Raw genomic sequence first — 16,937 nt, forward strand, 5'->3', positions numbered from 1 at the left:
GGCAGGCACATGTCCGGAAACGGCTACTTTGGCACGCTTCGCTGCGTATCATCCCCCTCATGCCCTCCGCCTTGCCCACCGCCAAACCCGTGTCCGCGACGACCGCCGACGACGCCGGCCGCTATCTGGCACTGCAGGCGCGGGATGCACGGTTTGACGGGCGCTTTTTCACCGGGGTGACGAGCACGGGCATTTACTGCAGGCCGGTGTGCCGGGTGCGCACCCCCAAGGTCGAAAACTGCCGCTTTTTTGAGCGTGCGGCCCAGGCCGAAGCTGCAGGCTTTCGCCCCTGCCTGCGCTGCCGCCCCGAACTTGCACCTGCGCAGAGTGCTGCCCTGCACTGGACTACGCAGGACGCCAGTGCCCTGCTCGCCCTGCAAGCGGCGGACCTGATCGAGCACGCCACGCAGGCTGATGACAGCCCCGGCATCGTTGCCATAGCGGCCAGGCTGGGTATCAGCGACCGGCATTTACGCCGCATCTTCGAGGCGCACTGGGGCCTCACACCGCTGAGCTACCTGCAAACGCGCCGCCTTTTGACTGCCAAGCAGCTGCTCACCGACACGCAGCTACCCGTGGCCGATGTGGCCGCCCTCAGCGGATTTGCCAGCGTGCGCCGCTTCAATGCGGCCTTTGTGCAGCACTACCGCTTGCAACCCACGGCACTGCGCAAGGCGATGCGTTCCGACTCCCAGGCCGCCCAACTTGGAACCCGAAAAGGTTCCGATGCGCCGTATGGTCTGGCGACTGAGGCTGCAGTTTTCCGTTTCCAAGCGGCCTACCGCCCGCCCTTCAACGTCCAGCACCTGCTGAATTTTTTCGCGCAACGTGCCATTGCAGGCATGGAGTGGGTGGATCCGGGACAGGGCTTGATCCGGCGCACTGTCAGCCTCCAACACAAAAGCACCACGCTTCGCGGTTGGGTCGAAGCGCAGTGGATGCCTGATCAGCATCGCGTGCAGCTACTCATCAGCGAGTCACTGGCCAGCGCCTTACCGGTGGTGCTCCAGCGCATGCACGCCTGGCTGGATCTGGATGCCGACCCGGCTGCGGTGGACGTGCTGCTGTGCGCGGACTTCCCCCACACCGAAGGCATGCGGGTACCCGGCACCATGGACGGCCTGGAACTGGCGGTGCGCGCCATCCTGGGCCAACAGATCACCGTCAAAGCAGCCCGCACCTTGACCGAACGGCTGGTGTCGCATTGCGGCGCCACCTTAACGAATGCGCCCCAAGGTTTGGCGCTCTGCTTCCCCGACGCTGCCTCGCTCGCCGCCATGTCGCCCGATGCTTTGGGCAGCTTAGGGATCGTCAAACAACGTCAGCAAGCCATCTTCTCCCTGGCGCAGGCGGTGCAGTCGGGCGCCCTGAACTTACAGCCAGGTAGTGATGTACCGGCCACCATGGCGAAGCTTCAGTCTCTGCCCGGTATTGGCGCATGGACCGCGCACTACATCGCCTTGCGGGCGCTGCGCTGGCCGGATGCTTTTCCTTCAGGTGATGTGGCGCTGCAGTCCGCATTGGGCGTGCGAGAAGCCAGCAACCCGGCCGCTGCGGCAGATGCGCTCTCACAACGCTGGCGGCCGTGGCGGGGTTATGCCACCGTACGGGCGTGGCATTCACTATCAAAAACATAGCTATTCGCGCATATTCCACGAGCGCCAGAGGCCTACTTCATGAAAATTCCCACTACCGCACGCCTGTCCCGCTGGATCAGCCCATTGGGCCCCATGCTGCTCGCGGGCCATGATGCCGGACTGCTCGGCGTCTGGTTCGATGCGCAGAAGCACTACCCGGATATCGCCGGACTGCCATTCGCACCTCATCCGAGTACCAAGGAAGCGCAGTCGCAACTGGCCGCCTACTTCGCCGGTGAGCAAACCCGTTTTTCAATGACGCTGGACTTCAGCAGCGGGACCGTATTTCAGCAAACCGTCTGGCAAGCGCTATTGGCGATACCCTGCGGCGTTACCATCAGCTACTCCACCTTGAGTCAGCAGATCGGCAAGCCTGCCGCCGTACGTGCGGTGGCTGCTGCGGTGGGGCGTAACCCCTTGAGCATCGTGGTGCCCTGCCACCGCGTGCTGGGCAGCAACGGCAGCCTGACCGGGTATGCCGGTGGCCTGGACCGCAAGGCAGCATTACTGAACCTCGAACAACGAAAGCCCTGAGTGAGCGTCAACCCCACCACCCCACCCTCGCCCGCCGCCAAGACGTGGGTTTTCGATTTTGTGCTGCTGGCCGCCATTTGGGGCGCGTCCTTCTTGTTCATGCGCACCAGCGGCAAGGCGTTTGGTGCATTGCCCACTGCGGGTTTGCGTGTGTGTATTGCCAGCCTGTTTCTTCTGCCCTTGCTCACGCTGCGAGGCCAGTTGCCCGCTCTGCGCCGCCATTGGAAGTTATGCTTTACCGTGGGGGTGCTGAACTCCGCGATACCTTTTGCCTGCCTTTCCTGGGCGCTGCTGTCCATTTCCACCGGCTTGTCGGCCCTGCTCAACGCCACCGTGCCCTTGTTCGGTGCCGCTATCGCATGGTGGTGGTTGGGAGACAAATTGCAGGGCTCCCGCGTGCTGGGTCTGGTGGTTGGCTTTGTGGGGGTGGCCCTGTTGGCACTGAACCGTGACGCCGCCGGTGCTTCCGGGGCAGGCTCCAGCGCCTTGGCCGTGATTGCCTGTTTAACGGCCTGCCTGTTCTATGGCATTTCAGCCAGCTTCACCCGCCGTTTTTTGCCGGGCGTACCGTCTTTGGTGCTCGCAACCGGCAGCCAGTTGGGGGCTTCCTTGGCCTTGTTGCCTTTGACCCTTTGGGCGTGGCCTACGAACCCCGCGCCCTTGCAGGCCTGGGGCGCAGTGATTGCGCTGGGCGTGGTGTGCACCGGCTTGGCCTATGTGATTTTTTTCAGGCTGATCGAGCGCACTGGCCCCTCGCGCGCCCTGTCCGTCACCTATGCCATTCCGGTGTTCGCCATCCTGTACGGCGTCATGCTGCTTGGTGAATCGGTCACCCTGTGGATGGGCCTGTGCGGGGCGGTCATCATGCTGGGCACTTCGCTCTCCACGGGCTTGTTGTCGTGGGGTAAAGCGCCCTTGCCGCCGGGGGACTAAAGCAGCCCGGCCATCACGTTCACACTCAAGGCCAAGACCATCATGTTGAAGGCAAAGGCCGCCAGACTGTGCAGCAGGGTGAGGTGGCGCATGGGCCGGGAGGTCACCACCACATCAGACACCTGGGACGTCATGCCCACCACGTGGGCGTAGTACAAAAAATCGAAATAGTCCGGTGGCAGAACACCCGGAAACTGCAGCCCACCACCCGCGGGGTGGCCTTTGAGCTCGGTCTGGTAGTACAGATGCGCATAGCGGAAGGCAAAGATGCATTGCATCAACAACCAGGAGCTCACCAGCGCCAGCAGAGACACCAGCACATGACCCACACGGGCCAGCAAGGCCATCTCACGGCTGTTGGACAAAAGCATGGCAATCGCCGCCACACTCGCAAACGCAGACAAGAGCAAGAGGCTGAACCAGATCACGCTGGGCTGGTCCTGAGACTGTGCACGTGAGCGCGTGCTGTCCGCATCAAACACCATGGCCAAGCGCCACGCCAACACCAGGTAGGCCGTGGCGCCTGCGATCCAAGCCACGAGTACTTGCAGTTCCAAGGACCAAGGACTTGGGATCACAGCCACACCTGCACCCACGCAGGCACCCACTACGAGGCGTTGATGACCGGTTGTGCGGGAAAGTCGATGAATCCACATGGCTTGATTGTGCAACGCCAAGAAGAACAGAGGCAGAAAACAAAAAAGCCGTTGCATCTGCATGCAACGGCTTTCGAAATTTGGCGGAGTGGACGGGACTCGAACCCGCGACCCCCGGCGTGACAGGCCGGTATTCTAACCAACTGAACTACCACTCCTGGTAGCGGTAACCATTCGCTCTGTGTCTTGCGACCCGGAGCCAAGTCGCTTCCTTGCAGAAGCTGTTACCGACTTGTTGCCGTTTACCTTGCGGTAAAACCTGGCGACCCTACGGGGATTCGAACCCCGGTACTCACCGTGAAAGGGTGATGTCCTAGGCCTCTAGACGATAGGGTCAAAACCTTGGAACGTATCCGTTTCAGAAGAATTGGTGGAGGTAAGCGGGATCGAACCGCTGACCTCTTGCATGCCATGCAAGCGCTCTCCCAGCTGAGCTATACCCCCAATTTCCTGAACACACCGCCAAATTTTGTCTGGCTTTGCATTCAACTTCCGAGCCTCAAATTATATACAAGTTTTTCAGGCTTTAGCAAGCCGATCCAAAACTTTTGTTCTGCCGCTGAGTTCCAGCACGGCATCCAGCGAAGGCGTTTGTGCAGTGCCCATGACCAGCACACGTACCGGCATGGCCAGTTGCGGCATCTTCAGGCTGTGTGCAGCCAACACTTCCTTGATGACCCCAGCAATGGACGCTTTGTCCCATGCGCACGCAGCCAGCTTTTCAGCCAGCGTGGCAATGGCCGGCTTCACGGCATCGGTTACATGCTGGGCCCGTTCTGCAGCGTCGACCTGCACATCGGCATAGAACTTCGACGCCCACTGGGCCAAAGCCACGGTGGTGTCGCAACGGTCCTTCAGCAAGGCGCACAGTTGGGGCAAGTGGGTGTTCACCGTCTCTGCGGGCAGTTCCACGCCCAGCTTGGCCAGTTGCACTGCCACCAACTGGGCGAGGCGGGTGTTGTCCGCCTGCTTGATGTAATGGGCATTGACCCACAGCAACTTGGCGGGGTCCCATTGCGCGGGGCTCTTGTTCAGGTGGGTACCGTCGAACCAGCTCACCAGCTGCTCGCGGCTGAACAGCTCTTCGTCGCCATGGCTCCAGCCCAAGCGGGCCAGGTAGTTCAACATGGCTTCGGGCAGGTAGCCGCCCTCTTCATAGGCAGTCACGCTCACTGCGCCACGGCGCTTGGACAGCTTCTGGCCGTCATCGCCCAGAATCACGGGGCAGTGGCCGAACTCGGGCAGTGGCGCACCCAGCGCGTGGAAGATGTTGATCTGCCACGGTGTGTTGTTGATGTGCTCATCGCCACGAAACACATGGCTGATCTGCATATCCCAATCGTCCACTACCACCGCAAAGTTGTAGGTCGGAATGCCATCGGTGCGAACGATGATGAGGTCATCAATCTCGCGGTTGCTGATGGTGATGGGGCCTTTGACCAAGTCATTCCAGGTCACGTCACCGTCCGGCGGATTGCAAAAGCGCACCACAGGTTTGACACCTTCGGGAATGGCCGGCAAGGTTTTGCCGGGTGCGGGGCGCCAGGTGCCGTCGTAAAGCGCTTTTTCACCACGGGCCTTTTTGGCTTCGCGCACGGCATCCAGTTCTTCAGGTGTGCTGTAGCAGTAGTAGGCCTTGCCTTCTGCAATCAGCTGCTCCACCACGGCCTTGTAGCGCTCCAGGCGCTGCATCTGGTACACCGGGCCTTCGTCGTACTCCAGCCCCAGCCAGCGCATGGATTCCAGAATCTGATCGACCGAATCTTGAGTGGAGCGGGCCACGTCGGTATCTTCAATGCGCAGCACAAACTCACCACCGAAGTGGCGGGCATAGGCCCAGGAATACAGCGCGGTGCGGGCAGTGCCCAGGTGCAGGAAGCCGGTGGGCGAAGGGGCAATACGAGTGCGGATTTTGCTCATGTCAGATAGTTTGCAAACCACGCGCCAAATCGGCGGTGATGTCATTGATATGGTCCAGGCCCACGGCCACACGAATCAGGCCTTGGCCAATGCCGGCCGCTTGGCGCTGCACTTCCGAAAGGCGGCCGTGCGAGGTGCTGGCAGGATGCGCCGCCAGCGTTTTGGTATCCCCGAGGTTGGTGCACAGCGAGAGCACCTGCATGCTGTCGAGCACATGGAAGGCGTTTTTCCGCGCGGTCTCCACGTCCGGTGCCTTCACTTCAAACGACAACACGGCGCCACCGCAACCGGACTGCTGGCGCATGGCCAATTCGTGCTGAGGGTGGCTGGCCAAGCCGGGGTAATACACCCGAGCGACTTGCGGCTGAGTTTCCAGCCAATGGGCCAAGGCCAAGGTCGTCTCGGACTGCGCTTTCACGCGCAAGGCCAGCGTTTCCATGCCCTTGAGCAGCACCCACGCATTGAAAGGCGCCAGCACCATGCCGCAGGTGCGGATCACGGGCAAAAACATGTCGTCGCGTTGCTTCTGGGTACAGCAAATGGCACCCGCCATCACGCGGCCCTGGCCATCCAAAAACTTGGTGCCGGAATGGATGATGAAATCAGCGCCCAAATTGGCCGGACGTTGCAACACCGGGGTGGCGAAACAGTTGTCCACGGCCAGGAAGGCGCCTGCGCCATGTGCGATATCGGCCAAGGCCTGGATGTCGCACACCTCGGTGAGCGGGTTGGTGGGCGTCTCTGCAAACAGCAACTTGGTGGAGGGGCGAACAGCGGCCTTCCACGCTTCAACATCGGTTTGCGACACGAAGGTGGTTTCCACACCGAACTTGGCGAACTCGCGACTGAACATCGGAATGACCGAGCCGAACACCGATTGCGAACAAATGACGTGGTCGCCTGCTTTCAGCAGCGCCATGCCCAGCAACAGAATGGCCGACATGCCGGACGAGGTGGCAATCGCTGCTTCAGTACCTTCAAGCGCCGCCAGACGGATTTCCATGCTGGTGACTGTGGGGTTGCTTACCCGGGAGTAGGTAAAGCCTTCTTCCTCCATGGCAAAGCGCGCGGCGCTGGAGGCCGCGCTGTTTTGCACATAGCCGCTGGTCAAATACAGAGCTTCAGAGTTTTCGCCGTATTGGCTGCGCTCCAGGGCCGCACGCACCGCCAGGGTGTCGTTGTGCAGGCCTTCGGGTAAGTGGGTTAGCTTCATAGGGTCAGTCAGCGTGGTTGGGCAGAGCGAGGCGGGAGGTGTCTTCCTGGCCTTCTTCAGCGCCTACGCGGTTTTCGTTCAGGCGGGCAATATCGTCGGAGGAAATGTCCCCGGTAACGTACACACCGTCAAAGCAGGAGGCATCAAAGCCCGCCAGGTTCTTGCCCAGCGCACCGATCGCTTTTTTCATGCCATCCACGTCCTGGTAAATCAGCGCGTCGCAACCGATGATTTCGCGCACTTCTTCAACTGTGCGGTTGTGGGCCACCAGCTCGCTACTGGTAGGCATGTCGATACCGTATACGTTGGGGTAACGCACAGGTGGTGCAGCGCTGGCCATGTAGACCTTGCGGGCGCCGGCGTCGCGCGCCATCTGCACGATTTCCTTGGAAGTCGTGCCGCGGACGATGGAGTCGTCCACCAGCAGCACATTGCGGCCCTTGAACTCGCTGGCAATCACGTTGAGCTTCTGGCGCACCGACTTCTTGCGCACGCCCTGCCCCGGCATGATGAAGGTCCGGCCGACGTAGCGGTTTTTCACAAAGCCTTCGCGGTAGGGCAGGCCCAGCAACTGGGCCAATTGCGCGGCGCTGGGGCGGCTGGATTCGGGGATCGGGATGACCACATCGATTTCGTTCGGCGGCACGGTGGAGATCACGCGTTTGGCCAAGGTCTCACCCAGGTTCAAACGCGCTTGGTACACCGAGATGCCATCCATCACGGAGTCCGGGCGGGCCAGGTACACAAACTCAAATATGCAAGGCATCAGCTGTGGATTCACCGCGCACTGTTGGCTGTGCACCGTACCGTCCAGCGCAATGAACACGGCTTCGCCGGGCTGCACATCGCGCACAAACTGGTGGCTGGTGCCCTCCAGCACCACGGATTCGCTGGCCACCATGTGGGTGCCATCCGCACCCTTGCCGATGCACAGCGGGCGAATGCCGAAGGGATCGCGGAAGGCCAGCAAGCCGTGGCCGGCGATGTGGCAGATCACCGCATACGAACCCTTGATGCGTTGGTGCACACGGGACACGGCAGCAAAAATATCCTGCGGCTGCAAAGGCAGGCCGCGGGTGGAGACTTCGATTTCGTGGGCCAGCACGTTGAGCAGCACTTCGGAGTCGCTCTCAGTGTTGATGTGGCGGTGGTCCAGATTGAACAACTCCGCCTTCAGGGCCTTGGCGTTGGTCAGATTGCCGTTGTGCACCAGCACGATGCCGAAGGGCGCGTTCACGTAGAAGGGCTGCGCCTCTTCTTCGCTGAAGGCATTGCCTGCGGTGGGATAGCGCACTTGGCCCAAGCCGGAGTTGCCCAACAAAGCGCGCATGTTGCGGGTGCGGAACACATCCTTCACCATGCCCTTGGCCTTGTGCATGAAGAACTTGCGGTCCTGCTGGGTGACGATGCCGGCTGCGTCCTGCCCGCGGTGCTGCAAGAGCAACAGCGCGTCATAGATCAACTGGTTTACGGGTGCGTTACTGACAACGCCAACAATTCCACACATAGGGTTTCACTCACTCAGGTAAATACTTGCCAAAATCTTGCGGTAACAGGGGTTTGAGACCCTTGAGCGCGGCGCCGGTGATATGCGGCCCGGTGGCCTCAGTCCACCACACGCTGGTGTGCAAAGGCGTCATGCCCACCACCACGGTCACTGCCAACAGCAGCAGCACCCCACGCACCAAGCCGAAACCGGCTCCCAACATGCGATCAGCCGGCCGCAGGCCCACCGCTGCAATGAGCTTTTTCACCAGAAAGGCCACCAAGCCGCCGGCAAAAATCGACGCCACAAACACGATCACGAAACCGGCTGCATAGCGGATGGCCTCACCCGCGCCTGACATTGACAGGTGGGCCGCCACGTCCGGCGCAAACCACTGGGCCAGCACAAAGGCCACCGCCCAACTCAGCACCGACAACACCTCAAACACCAACCCGCGCCACGCCCCGACTACCAGGGACACCAGCAAAACGGCCAGAAAAATCCAGTCCACGGTGGGCATGCCGGGCTCGCTTTAGAGTTCCAGAATCGCCGCAGGCAGGCTCAGCTTTTTGATCTTGTCGGCAGCCTTCTCGGCATCCGCCTTGGTGGCAAACGGACCTATGCGCACCCGTGTGCGCTGGCTATCTTTGGTGCCCACCACTTGGGTATAGGTCTTGAAGCCCGCTTTCTCTACCTTGGAGCGGGCTTCCTGCAGCTTGCCCGCCTCGGTGTAAGCGCCTACCTGCACCACGAAGCGGCCAGCATCGGCTGAGGGCTTTTTGTCTGCCTTGTGGTCCGCAGGTTTGGCTTCTGCAGTCGGTTTGCCTTCCAACAGGGCTTGCGCTTTGGCTGCGTCTGCAGATTTGGCATCAGGTTTGGCGGCTGCGGCGGGTTTCTCAGCGGGCTTCTCTACGACCTTCTCCGCCGGTTTCGCCTCGGGCTTCTTGGGCTCGGGCTTGGCTTCTGGCTTGGATTCGGGTTTGGCCTCCGGCTTGACAGCGGCAGTCTTGGTCTCCGTCAAGGCCACTTTGGAGGCCGGTGCGCTCGCGGCAGGCGCTGCGGGCTCTTCTCGCTCCTCGATCACCACGCCGCTGGCTTGGGTTGCGGCAGGCAGCGCAGGCGCGCCCAAGGGTCGGACTTTGCCCTTGTCCGGAATTTCGATCGGAATATCCACCGCAATCGGCCGCGGCTGGCTGTCAAACAGCAGCGGAAAGCCGACGACGCCGATCAGCACCAGCACGGCAGCACCCACCAGACGGTGGCGTGCGCGCCTGCGCATGGCCTCTACGCTCTCTGACGCGGTGGGTGGGGTGGGCTGTTCGTCGCCACCTTTGCGAAACTTGAAAAAGGCCATGAGCGGAAGACTTAAGGGTTCAGATGTTTGGCTTGCAGGCGTGGTGTGCCCTGTTGCAGAACGCCGCCCACGGTGTAGAACGACCCAAAGACCACGATTCTATCAGCGGGGTCTGCCGCAGCGATGGCGGCGTTCAACGCCTGCATGGGGTCGGCGTGGGTGGTGGCCGAGGCATCTTTACGGGTGTTTTGGGCTTGCCACTGGGCCTGCAGACTGGCGCCGCTGGCGGCACGCGGGCTGGGCAGGTCGGTGAAATACCAGCGGTCGATCATGGGGCCCACCTTGGCCAGCATGGGGGCCAAATCCTTGTCGGCCATGGCGCCAAAAATGGCGTGGGTGGTGGGGAAGAAGCCCATGGCATCCAGATTGGCCGCCAGCGCCGCCACCGAGTGCGGGTTGTGCGCCACGTCCAGCACCAGGCTGGGCTGGCCGGGAATGATCTGAAAGCGCCCGGGCAGCTCCACAAAAGCCAAGCCGTTGCGCACCGCCTGTGCCGTGACTGGCAGGCGCTCGCGCATGGCCGTCAGTGCGGCCAACACGCCCGCGGCGTTGACCAGCTGGTTCGCGCCCCGCAGCGCCGGGTAGGCCAGCCCGCTGTAGCGGCGCCCGCGCCCGGCCCAGCCCCACTGCTGCTTGTCGCCAGACACATTGAAATCCGTGCCCACCTGCCACAGGTCTGCGCCGATCTCCAGCGCGCGGTCCAGCACGCTTTGTGGCGGCACCGGGTCGCTAACAACAACCGGGCGCCCCGTGCGCATGATGCCGGCTTTCTCAAGGCCAATGGTCTCGCGGTCGTTGCCCAGCAGCTCCATGTGGTCCAGGTCGATGCTAGTGATGATGGCGCAGTCGGTGTCGATGATGTTGACCGCGTCCAGCCGCCCGCCCAAGCCGACTTCCAGAATCACGGCGTCCAGCCCCTCTTGAGACAGCGCCCACAGAATGGCCAGTGTGGTGAATTCAAAATAGGTGAGCGCAATCTCAGAGCATTTTTGGCACCTGGCGCCCTCCACCTCTGCGAAAGCAGCTACAAATTTAGTAGCAGGCGCCGCCTCGCCCAGCAGCCGCATGCGCTCTTCAAAGTGCACCAGGTGGGGCGAGGTGTACACGCCCGTCTTGTAGCCGGCCTGCCCCAAGATGCTTTCCAGCATGGCGCAAGTGGAGCCCTTGCCGTTGGTGCCCGCCACGGTAAACACCGGGCAGCCAAACCGCAGCCCCAGGCGCTTGGCTACCTCTTGCACCTTGCCCAGCCCCAGCTCAATACCGTTGATGCCCTTGGGGTGCATGGACTCGATGTAGGCCAGCCAGTCGGCCAGGGGGGATTGCGCGGTAGGGTGAAGCAAAGACGGGGAGGTTGCGGGTGTGTGTTCCATAGCGGGCGCCATTGTCGCCCACCGGCAATGCACTGCCACAATAGAGGGATGACCATTCTTTACGGCATCCCCAACTGCGACACGGTGAAAAAGGCCCGCACCTGGCTGACCGAGCACCATGTCACCCACGAGTTTCATGACTTCAAAAAGCAGGGCGTGCCCGCCGACCTGCTGCCCGGCTGGATACGCGCCGTGGGCTGGGAAACGCTGGTGAACCGCAAAGGCACCACCTGGCGCAAGCTGGACGAGGCCACCCAAGCCGCCGTGGTGGACGCCACCTCGGCCGCCCAACTCATGCTGACCAATGCCAGCGTCATCAAGCGCCCGGTGGTCGTGTGGGCCGACGGCACCGTGACCGTGGGCTTCTCGGACGCGGCCTTCCAAAGCCGGGTGGCCTAAAATCTCGCCTTTGCCTTGCTGCGCTGTGCCGCACGGGGCACTGCCCTCCTCTCTTTACTTTTCCACGTTTGACCATGACCACGACCCACTTTGACAACGTTTCCGTCACCACCAAAGCCAATGTGTACTTCGACGGCAAGTGCGTGAGCCACGGCTTCACCCTGGCTGACGGCACCAAAAAGTCGGTCGGCGTCATCCTGCCCGCCACCCTGACCTTCAACACCGGCGCACCAGAAATCATGGAATGCGTGGGCGGCAGCTGCGACTACAAGCTCGACGGCTCTGACGTGTGGGTCACCAGCGGCGAAGGCGACAAGTTCAACGTTCCCGGCAACGCCAAGTTCCAGATCCGCGTGACTGAAGGCTTTGAGGCTTACCACTACATCTGCCACTTCGGCTGATCTGCGGTTGCCCGGCGCCTGGTCGCCCGGTCCGTTTACTCCTAATTTCATAGCTGCTCGCGCACATTCGGCGAGCGCCAGAGGCCTAAAACATGTCAAACACCATCCTGCAAAACATCCCCGTCGGCCAAAAGGTCGGCATCGCTTTCTCCGGCGGCCTGGACACCAGCGCTGCCCTCTTGTGGATGAAGCAAAAGGGCGCCCAGCCCTATGCCTACACTGCCAACCTCGGCCAGCCCGACGAAGCGGACTACGACGAAATCCCCCGCAAAGCGATGGAATACGGCGCCATCAAAGCGCGCCTAATCGACTGCCGCCCCCAGCTGGCTGCTGAAGGCATTGCCGCCCTGCAGGCAGGCGCCTTTCACATCACCACCGCCGGCCAAACCTACTTCAACACCACGCCCCTGGGTCGCGCCGTGACCGGCACCATGTTGGTGACCGCCATGAAGCAGGACGACGTGAACATCTGGGGCGACGGCTCCACCTTCAAGGGCAACGACATCGAGCGCTTCTACCGCTACGGCCTGTTGACCAACCCTTCCCTCAAAATCTACAAGCCCTGGCTGGACCAGCAGTTCATTGACGAACTGGGCGGCCGCTCCGAGATGAGCGCCTTCATCACCGCCAACGGCTTTGGCTACAAGATGAGCGCCGAAAAGGCCTACAGCACCGACAGCAACATGCTGGGCGCCACCCACGAGGCCAAAGACCTGGAGTTTTTGAACTCCGGAATCAAGATCGTGAACCCCATCATGGGCGTGCCATTCTGGCGTGAAGACTGCGTGGTCAAGGCCGAAGAAGTGAGCGTTACCTTTGAAGAAGGCCGCCCTATTGCCCTGAACGGCCAGCGCTTTGACGACCTGGTGAGCCTGATCCTGAAGGCCAACGAAATCGGCGGCCGCCACGGCCTGGGCATGAGCGACCAGATTGAGAACCGCATCATCGAAGCCAAGAGCCGCGGCATCTACGAGGCCCCCGGCCTGGCACTGCTTTTCATAGCCTACGAGCGTTTGGTCACCGGCATCCACAACGAAGACACCATCGAGCAGTACCGCGAAAACGGCCGCAAGCTGGGCCGCCTGCTGTACCAAGGCCGCTGGTTCGACAGCCAGGCCATCATGCTGCGCGAAACCGCCCAACGCTGGGTTGCCAAGGCCGTGACCGGCACCGTGACCATGGAACTGCGCCGCGGCAACGACTACAGCCTGCTGAACACCGAGAGCCCCAACCTGACTTACGCGCCCGAACGCCTGAGCATGGAAAAGGTGGAAGACGCGCCTTTCAGCCCGCTGGACCGCATCGGCCAACTGACCATGCGCAACCTGGACATCACCGACACTCGCGCCAAACTGGGCATCTACAGCAACGCCGGTTTGCTGGAGCTGGGCAAGGGGGATGATTTCTTGAAGCTGGGTAATTAAGCCCCGGTTAACCCCCCAAAGACAAAGCCCGCCAAGTGAAAATTTGGCGGGCTTTGTCTTTTTCAGGAATACTGCGCAGAAACCACCGAAGGTCAACAGGCGCACCACAATTTATGAATCCACCAAAAATGCCGATTTGATTGAAATACAGACGGCCCGTGGACTACACTCGGCACACCCATTCACACCAGGAGTTTCAGGATGACCATTGCCAGACGCCCCCTCATTGCCGCAGCTTGTGTATGGATGGCAGCACATTCGTGTGCTTTCGCCTTGGAGCCCGCCAAGGGCAAAGTGATCTTGACCATCACCGGCAAGGTGGCTGAAAAAAACAGCGCCGAGGGCGCCGCATTTGACCTTGCCATGCTGGAAAAACTGCCGCAGCAAACCTTCAGCACCAAAACTCCCTGGGACAAAAACCCCATCAAATTCAAAGGCCCTTTGCTGCGCGACGTATTGGCCGCAGCCAAGGCCAGCGGCACAACGCTCAAAGCTGCCGCCCTGAACGACTACCAGACCAGCATTCCGTTTGACGACGCCACCAAGTTCGACGTGATCGTGGCCCACCAGATGAACGACCAGGCCATTCCGGTGCGCACCAAGGGGCCGCTGTTCATTGTTTATCCCTTTGATACCAAGGCAGAGCTGCGCTCCAACGTGTACTACGAACGCTCAGCCTGGCAGTTGAAGTCGATTGCGGTGGAATAAGGGCTTCCATTGAACGGCTCCAGCAAAAACAAGCGCTATCTGCTTTGGCTCGCCGTGGGCACCGGCGTGCTGGCGGTGGCCATGGCCATTTTGCTGGCCTTGCAGATCACCCAGAAGCGGGCTATCGAGCGGGCCAACGACCTGGGGGCAGACTCCATCACGGCGCTGGTATTCCAGTTTGAGCGGGAGTTTTTGCGCTTCCGCCAGACGCTGGAGGCCAATGTCATCCGCCCTGGAGCCCCAGACGCTGACAACCTGACCTTGCGCTATGACCTGTTTTTGAGCCGCCTGAGCCTGCTGCGCGACAACCCGACCACAGACCTGATTACCCACCGGGCTGAGTACAAAAAGGCCATGCCCCATGTGGAGGAGGTGGTGCAACAGGCGGACCGCGTCATGGCGGCAACCCCCTTGAACAAAAAAGACCTTGCCGATTTACTCAAGGAATTCAATACGGTAGGAGTGGATGTACAAGCCCTGAGCTTGGCAGCCACCTCGGAGATTGCCGCCCTGCTGGAGAGCCAGGACAAGACCATGCTGGAGCAGAACAACCAGATCATCCGCCTCACGCTGGCGCAGCTGGTGTTTCTGTTGATGGCAGCGGGCGCTTTGGCATTGCGCCAACGCCGCCAGGAGCAAGAACGTCAGGCCCTGGAAGACCTGACCCACGAGCTGCGGGAGGCACACTTCCGCGCTGAAGCCGCCAACCGGGGCAAGAGCCAGTTCCTGGCCAACATGAGCCACGAGCTGCGCACCCCCTTCAACGGCATGCTGGGCATGATGAGCCTGTTGGAGAGCACGCCCCTCACCACCGCGCAAACCGACTACATCAAGACTGCCAAAGGCTCGGCCAACCACTTGCTGACGCTATTGAACGACATATTGGATGTGTCAGCCCTCGAGTCCGGCAAGATGACGCTGAACCCCGAGCCGGTGCAGCTGCCAGCCCTGTTGAACGAGGTAAACGCGCTGATGCACCCGCTGGCGGTGGAAAAGCAGCTGAAGTTCTCCATCGTGGTGCAAGCAGAGCTGCCGGTCTGGGTGCTGGCGGACGCCACCCGCCTGAAGCAGATTTTGTTCAACCTAGTAAACAACGCGCTGAAGTTCACCGACCACGGTGGCGTGACGCTGACCATCGTCTCCCGCCCCCGTACCGATGGCAACACCGGCTTGGCCTTTTTGGTGGAAGACACCGGCATCGGCATGGATGACCATGTGTTATCCCGCCTGTTCCAGCGCTTTTACCAGGTGGACGGTGGGCTGGCCCGCAAGTTTGGCGGCACTGGCCTAGGATTGGAGATTTCGCAAACCCTGGCCCGCATGATGGGCGGTGCGATTGAAGTGGAAAGCACGCTGGGCAAGGGCTCGGTGTTCACCCTGCATCTGCCCTTTACCACCTGCCCTGCCCCGCCTGCGGCCGCAGCGCCGGTGAACATTCAATCGTTCGCCAAGCCTGCGCCAGTGGCCGCGCCCACCGATGCGTCTGCAAGCGAGGCGAGCGCACCAGCGACCGATGCACCGCCGCCTTTGAACGCGCTGCGCGTGCTGGTGGCAGAAGACCACCCGGTGAACCGCAAGTTTGTGGGCATTTTGTTGGACAAGATGGGCTGCAAAGCCACCTTCTGCGAGAACGGTCAACTGGCGGTAGAAGCGGCCGAGCGCGAAATGTTTGACCTGGTGCTGATGGACGTGCACATGCCCATCATGGACGGGCTGACCGCGACCCGCACCATTCGCGGGATGGCGGGCCCGATTGCGCAGGTGCCCATCATCGTGCTGACGGCAGATGTCATGAATGACGCCAAAGAGCAGGCGCTGGCCGCCGGCGTGAACGACTTTGTGACCAAGCCGGTGCAAATCGGCCAGCTGCAAGCAGCAATGCAAAAGTGCCTGGCTGCTGCAAATGCAGCACCTTCAGGTGCGGCGGCGCAGGCCTAACAAGCCGTGGCCGGGCAGGCCGCGCTGCAGGTAGTCCATGGCAATGGGCTCCAGCGCTGCGGCTTGAATGCCCAAGTCGATCAGCCCCGCCTCTGAGCCACTGGCCACGTTGTCCACCTTCATCGAATCGAGGTTATCGCCGCTCATGAGCGGCTCGCCGGGGGCGAGCTGCATCAAGGCGGCCTGCAATCGACCTGCCCACTCGGGCAGCGGAATCACCGGGCGGCCACGCCCTTCGGCAATGCCGGCCCATACCCCTGCGCCGTGCACCAGCGCGCCCAGGGTGTAGACCTGCGGACCGCAAGCCTCCCACACACCAGTAGCCCCTGCCGCTGCACGTGCCTGCACCAAGCGCACTACGGCGGTGGCCACGTCTTCCACCCACACTGGCTGAAAGCGCGCATGGGCACCTGCGAGCGGCATGAAGGGGAACGCTTGCTGCAGCTTGGCAAACATGTTCAAAAACTTGTCTTCCGCCCCGAAGATGACGCTGGGGCGCAACACCGAAACGGCCAGAGCCGGATGGCTCAGGGCCAGCTCACCGCGGGATTTGCTGCGCAAGTAGCGCGACGGCGCTGCGTCCGGCTGCTGGGGGTTGGCACCAAGCGCGCTGACATGCACTACATGCGGCACACCGGCAGCCACCGCAGCATGGGCCAGCTTGGCGGGCAGGTCCACATGCACTTTTTGAAATGCGGCCTCGGTGCCGTGGAGGATGGCGACCAGATTCACCACCGCGTCGTGCCCGGCCAGCGCCTGCTGCAAGGCCACGGGCTCATGGACATTGAGCTCGGCAACCGTGACCGTGGGCAGGGTTTGCAGCTCACGCGCGTTGACGGCGCGCCGTGTAACTACCGTGACGGTGTAGCCCTGCTTGACCAGTTTCTGGACCACGTGGCGCCCGACAAAGCCAGTGCCACCGAGAACAAATATGTTTTTCATGCAGACAGGGTAGCCCCTTCAG

The 16,937-nt window shown here is 61.6% G+C and carries 16 protein-coding genes and 3 tRNA genes; 8 read left to right on the plus strand and 11 right to left on the minus strand.

Annotated features, from left to right (window positions below):
- Positions 1-59 precede the first annotated feature (59 nt).
- The 3 genes from AEP_RS06885 to AEP_RS06895 are packed head-to-tail and all read left to right on the plus strand — an operon-like array spanning position 60 to position 3,104.
- On the plus strand, positions 60-1,637 hold the full coding sequence (locus AEP_RS06885) for a DNA-3-methyladenine glycosylase 2 family protein (RefSeq protein ID WP_087494702.1): 1,578 nt from the start codon (positions 60-62) through the stop codon (positions 1,635-1,637).
- A gap of 39 nt (positions 1,638-1,676) precedes the next feature.
- Entirely contained in the window at positions 1,677-2,171 is a 495-nt protein-coding gene (locus AEP_RS06890; protein WP_087494703.1) for a methylated-DNA--[protein]-cysteine S-methyltransferase, read from the plus strand.
- Complete coding sequence (locus AEP_RS06895) at positions 2,172-3,104, plus strand: DMT family transporter (protein WP_087494704.1); 933 nt, start codon at positions 2,172-2,174, stop codon at positions 3,102-3,104.
- On the opposite strand, the gene AEP_RS06900 is transcribed toward AEP_RS06895, so the two are convergent.
- From AEP_RS06900 to folC, 10 genes are all read right to left on the minus strand, one after another.
- Positions 3,101-3,760 (minus strand): DUF1345 domain-containing protein, encoded by a 660-nt coding sequence (locus AEP_RS06900; RefSeq protein WP_087497227.1) that lies wholly within the window; start codon positions 3,758-3,760, stop codon positions 3,101-3,103. The genes AEP_RS06895 and AEP_RS06900 overlap by 4 nt on opposite strands.
- An 81-nt stretch (positions 3,761-3,841) precedes the next feature.
- Positions 3,842-3,918, minus strand: a tRNA-Asp gene (locus AEP_RS06905).
- Between the two features lie 102 nt (positions 3,919-4,020).
- Positions 4,021-4,096: transfer RNA gene (locus AEP_RS06910), tRNA-Glu, on the minus strand.
- 32 nt (positions 4,097-4,128) lie between these two features.
- A tRNA-Ala gene (locus AEP_RS06915) sits at positions 4,129-4,204 on the minus strand.
- Between the two features lie 75 nt (positions 4,205-4,279).
- A complete protein-coding gene (gltX, locus tag AEP_RS06920; protein ID WP_087494705.1) occupies positions 4,280-5,680 on the minus strand; it encodes a glutamate--tRNA ligase in 1,401 nt (466 codons plus the stop codon).
- Position 5,681: 1 nt separating this feature from the next.
- Complete coding sequence (locus AEP_RS06925; RefSeq protein ID WP_087494706.1) at positions 5,682-6,893, minus strand: O-succinylhomoserine sulfhydrylase; 1,212 nt, start codon at positions 6,891-6,893, stop codon at positions 5,682-5,684.
- 4 nt (positions 6,894-6,897) lie between these two features.
- Positions 6,898-8,400, minus strand: coding sequence for an amidophosphoribosyltransferase (gene purF, locus AEP_RS06930; RefSeq protein ID WP_087494707.1), 1,503 nt, complete (start codon positions 8,398-8,400; stop codon positions 6,898-6,900).
- A 10-nt stretch (positions 8,401-8,410) separates the two neighbouring features.
- The gene (locus tag AEP_RS06935) at positions 8,411-8,899 is read right to left on the minus strand and encodes a CvpA family protein (protein ID WP_087494708.1); all 489 of its coding nucleotides are present in this window, start codon (positions 8,897-8,899) and stop codon (positions 8,411-8,413) included.
- Between the two features lie 12 nt (positions 8,900-8,911).
- Positions 8,912-9,733, minus strand: a complete 822-nt coding sequence (locus tag AEP_RS06940) for an SPOR domain-containing protein (RefSeq protein WP_087494709.1) — start codon at positions 9,731-9,733, stop codon at positions 8,912-8,914.
- An 11-nt stretch (positions 9,734-9,744) separates the two neighbouring features.
- Positions 9,745-11,103, minus strand: a complete 1,359-nt coding sequence (gene folC, locus AEP_RS06945; RefSeq protein WP_087494710.1) for a bifunctional tetrahydrofolate synthase/dihydrofolate synthase — start codon at positions 11,101-11,103, stop codon at positions 9,745-9,747.
- A gap of 48 nt (positions 11,104-11,151) precedes the next feature.
- On the opposite strand from folC, the gene AEP_RS06950 reads away from it, so the two are divergent.
- The 5 genes from AEP_RS06950 (at position 11,152) to AEP_RS06970 (ending at position 15,973) form a co-directional block, all read left to right on the plus strand.
- Positions 11,152-11,502, plus strand: coding sequence for an ArsC family reductase (locus AEP_RS06950; protein ID WP_087494711.1), 351 nt, complete (start codon positions 11,152-11,154; stop codon positions 11,500-11,502).
- A 74-nt stretch (positions 11,503-11,576) separates the two neighbouring features.
- Positions 11,577-11,903 carry a pyrimidine/purine nucleoside phosphorylase gene (gene ppnP, locus AEP_RS06955; RefSeq protein WP_087494712.1) on the plus strand — a complete coding sequence of 109 codons (327 nt, stop codon included), beginning with the start codon at positions 11,577-11,579 and terminating at the stop codon, positions 11,901-11,903.
- 92 nt (positions 11,904-11,995) lie between these two features.
- Positions 11,996-13,327: an argininosuccinate synthase gene (gene argG / locus AEP_RS06960; RefSeq protein WP_087494713.1), complete on the plus strand. Its 1,332-nt coding sequence runs from the start codon at positions 11,996-11,998 to the stop codon at positions 13,325-13,327.
- 201 nt (positions 13,328-13,528) lie between these two features.
- The gene (locus AEP_RS06965; RefSeq protein ID WP_087494714.1) at positions 13,529-14,035 is read left to right on the plus strand and encodes a molybdopterin-dependent oxidoreductase; all 507 of its coding nucleotides are present in this window, start codon (positions 13,529-13,531) and stop codon (positions 14,033-14,035) included.
- 9 nt (positions 14,036-14,044) lie between these two features.
- Positions 14,045-15,973: an ATP-binding protein gene (locus AEP_RS06970; protein ID WP_087494715.1), complete on the plus strand. Its 1,929-nt coding sequence runs from the start codon at positions 14,045-14,047 to the stop codon at positions 15,971-15,973.
- Here the strand turns inward: AEP_RS06970 and AEP_RS06975 are convergent.
- Positions 15,950-16,915, minus strand: a complete 966-nt coding sequence (locus tag AEP_RS06975; protein WP_087494716.1) for a complex I NDUFA9 subunit family protein — start codon at positions 16,913-16,915, stop codon at positions 15,950-15,952. The two genes, AEP_RS06970 and AEP_RS06975, sit on opposite strands and share 24 nt — an antisense overlap.
- Positions 16,916-16,937: the final 22 nt, after the last annotated feature.

This window comes from Curvibacter sp. AEP1-3 (assembly GCF_002163715.1).
Lineage (GTDB): Bacteria > Pseudomonadota > Gammaproteobacteria > Burkholderiales > Burkholderiaceae_C > Allorhodoferax.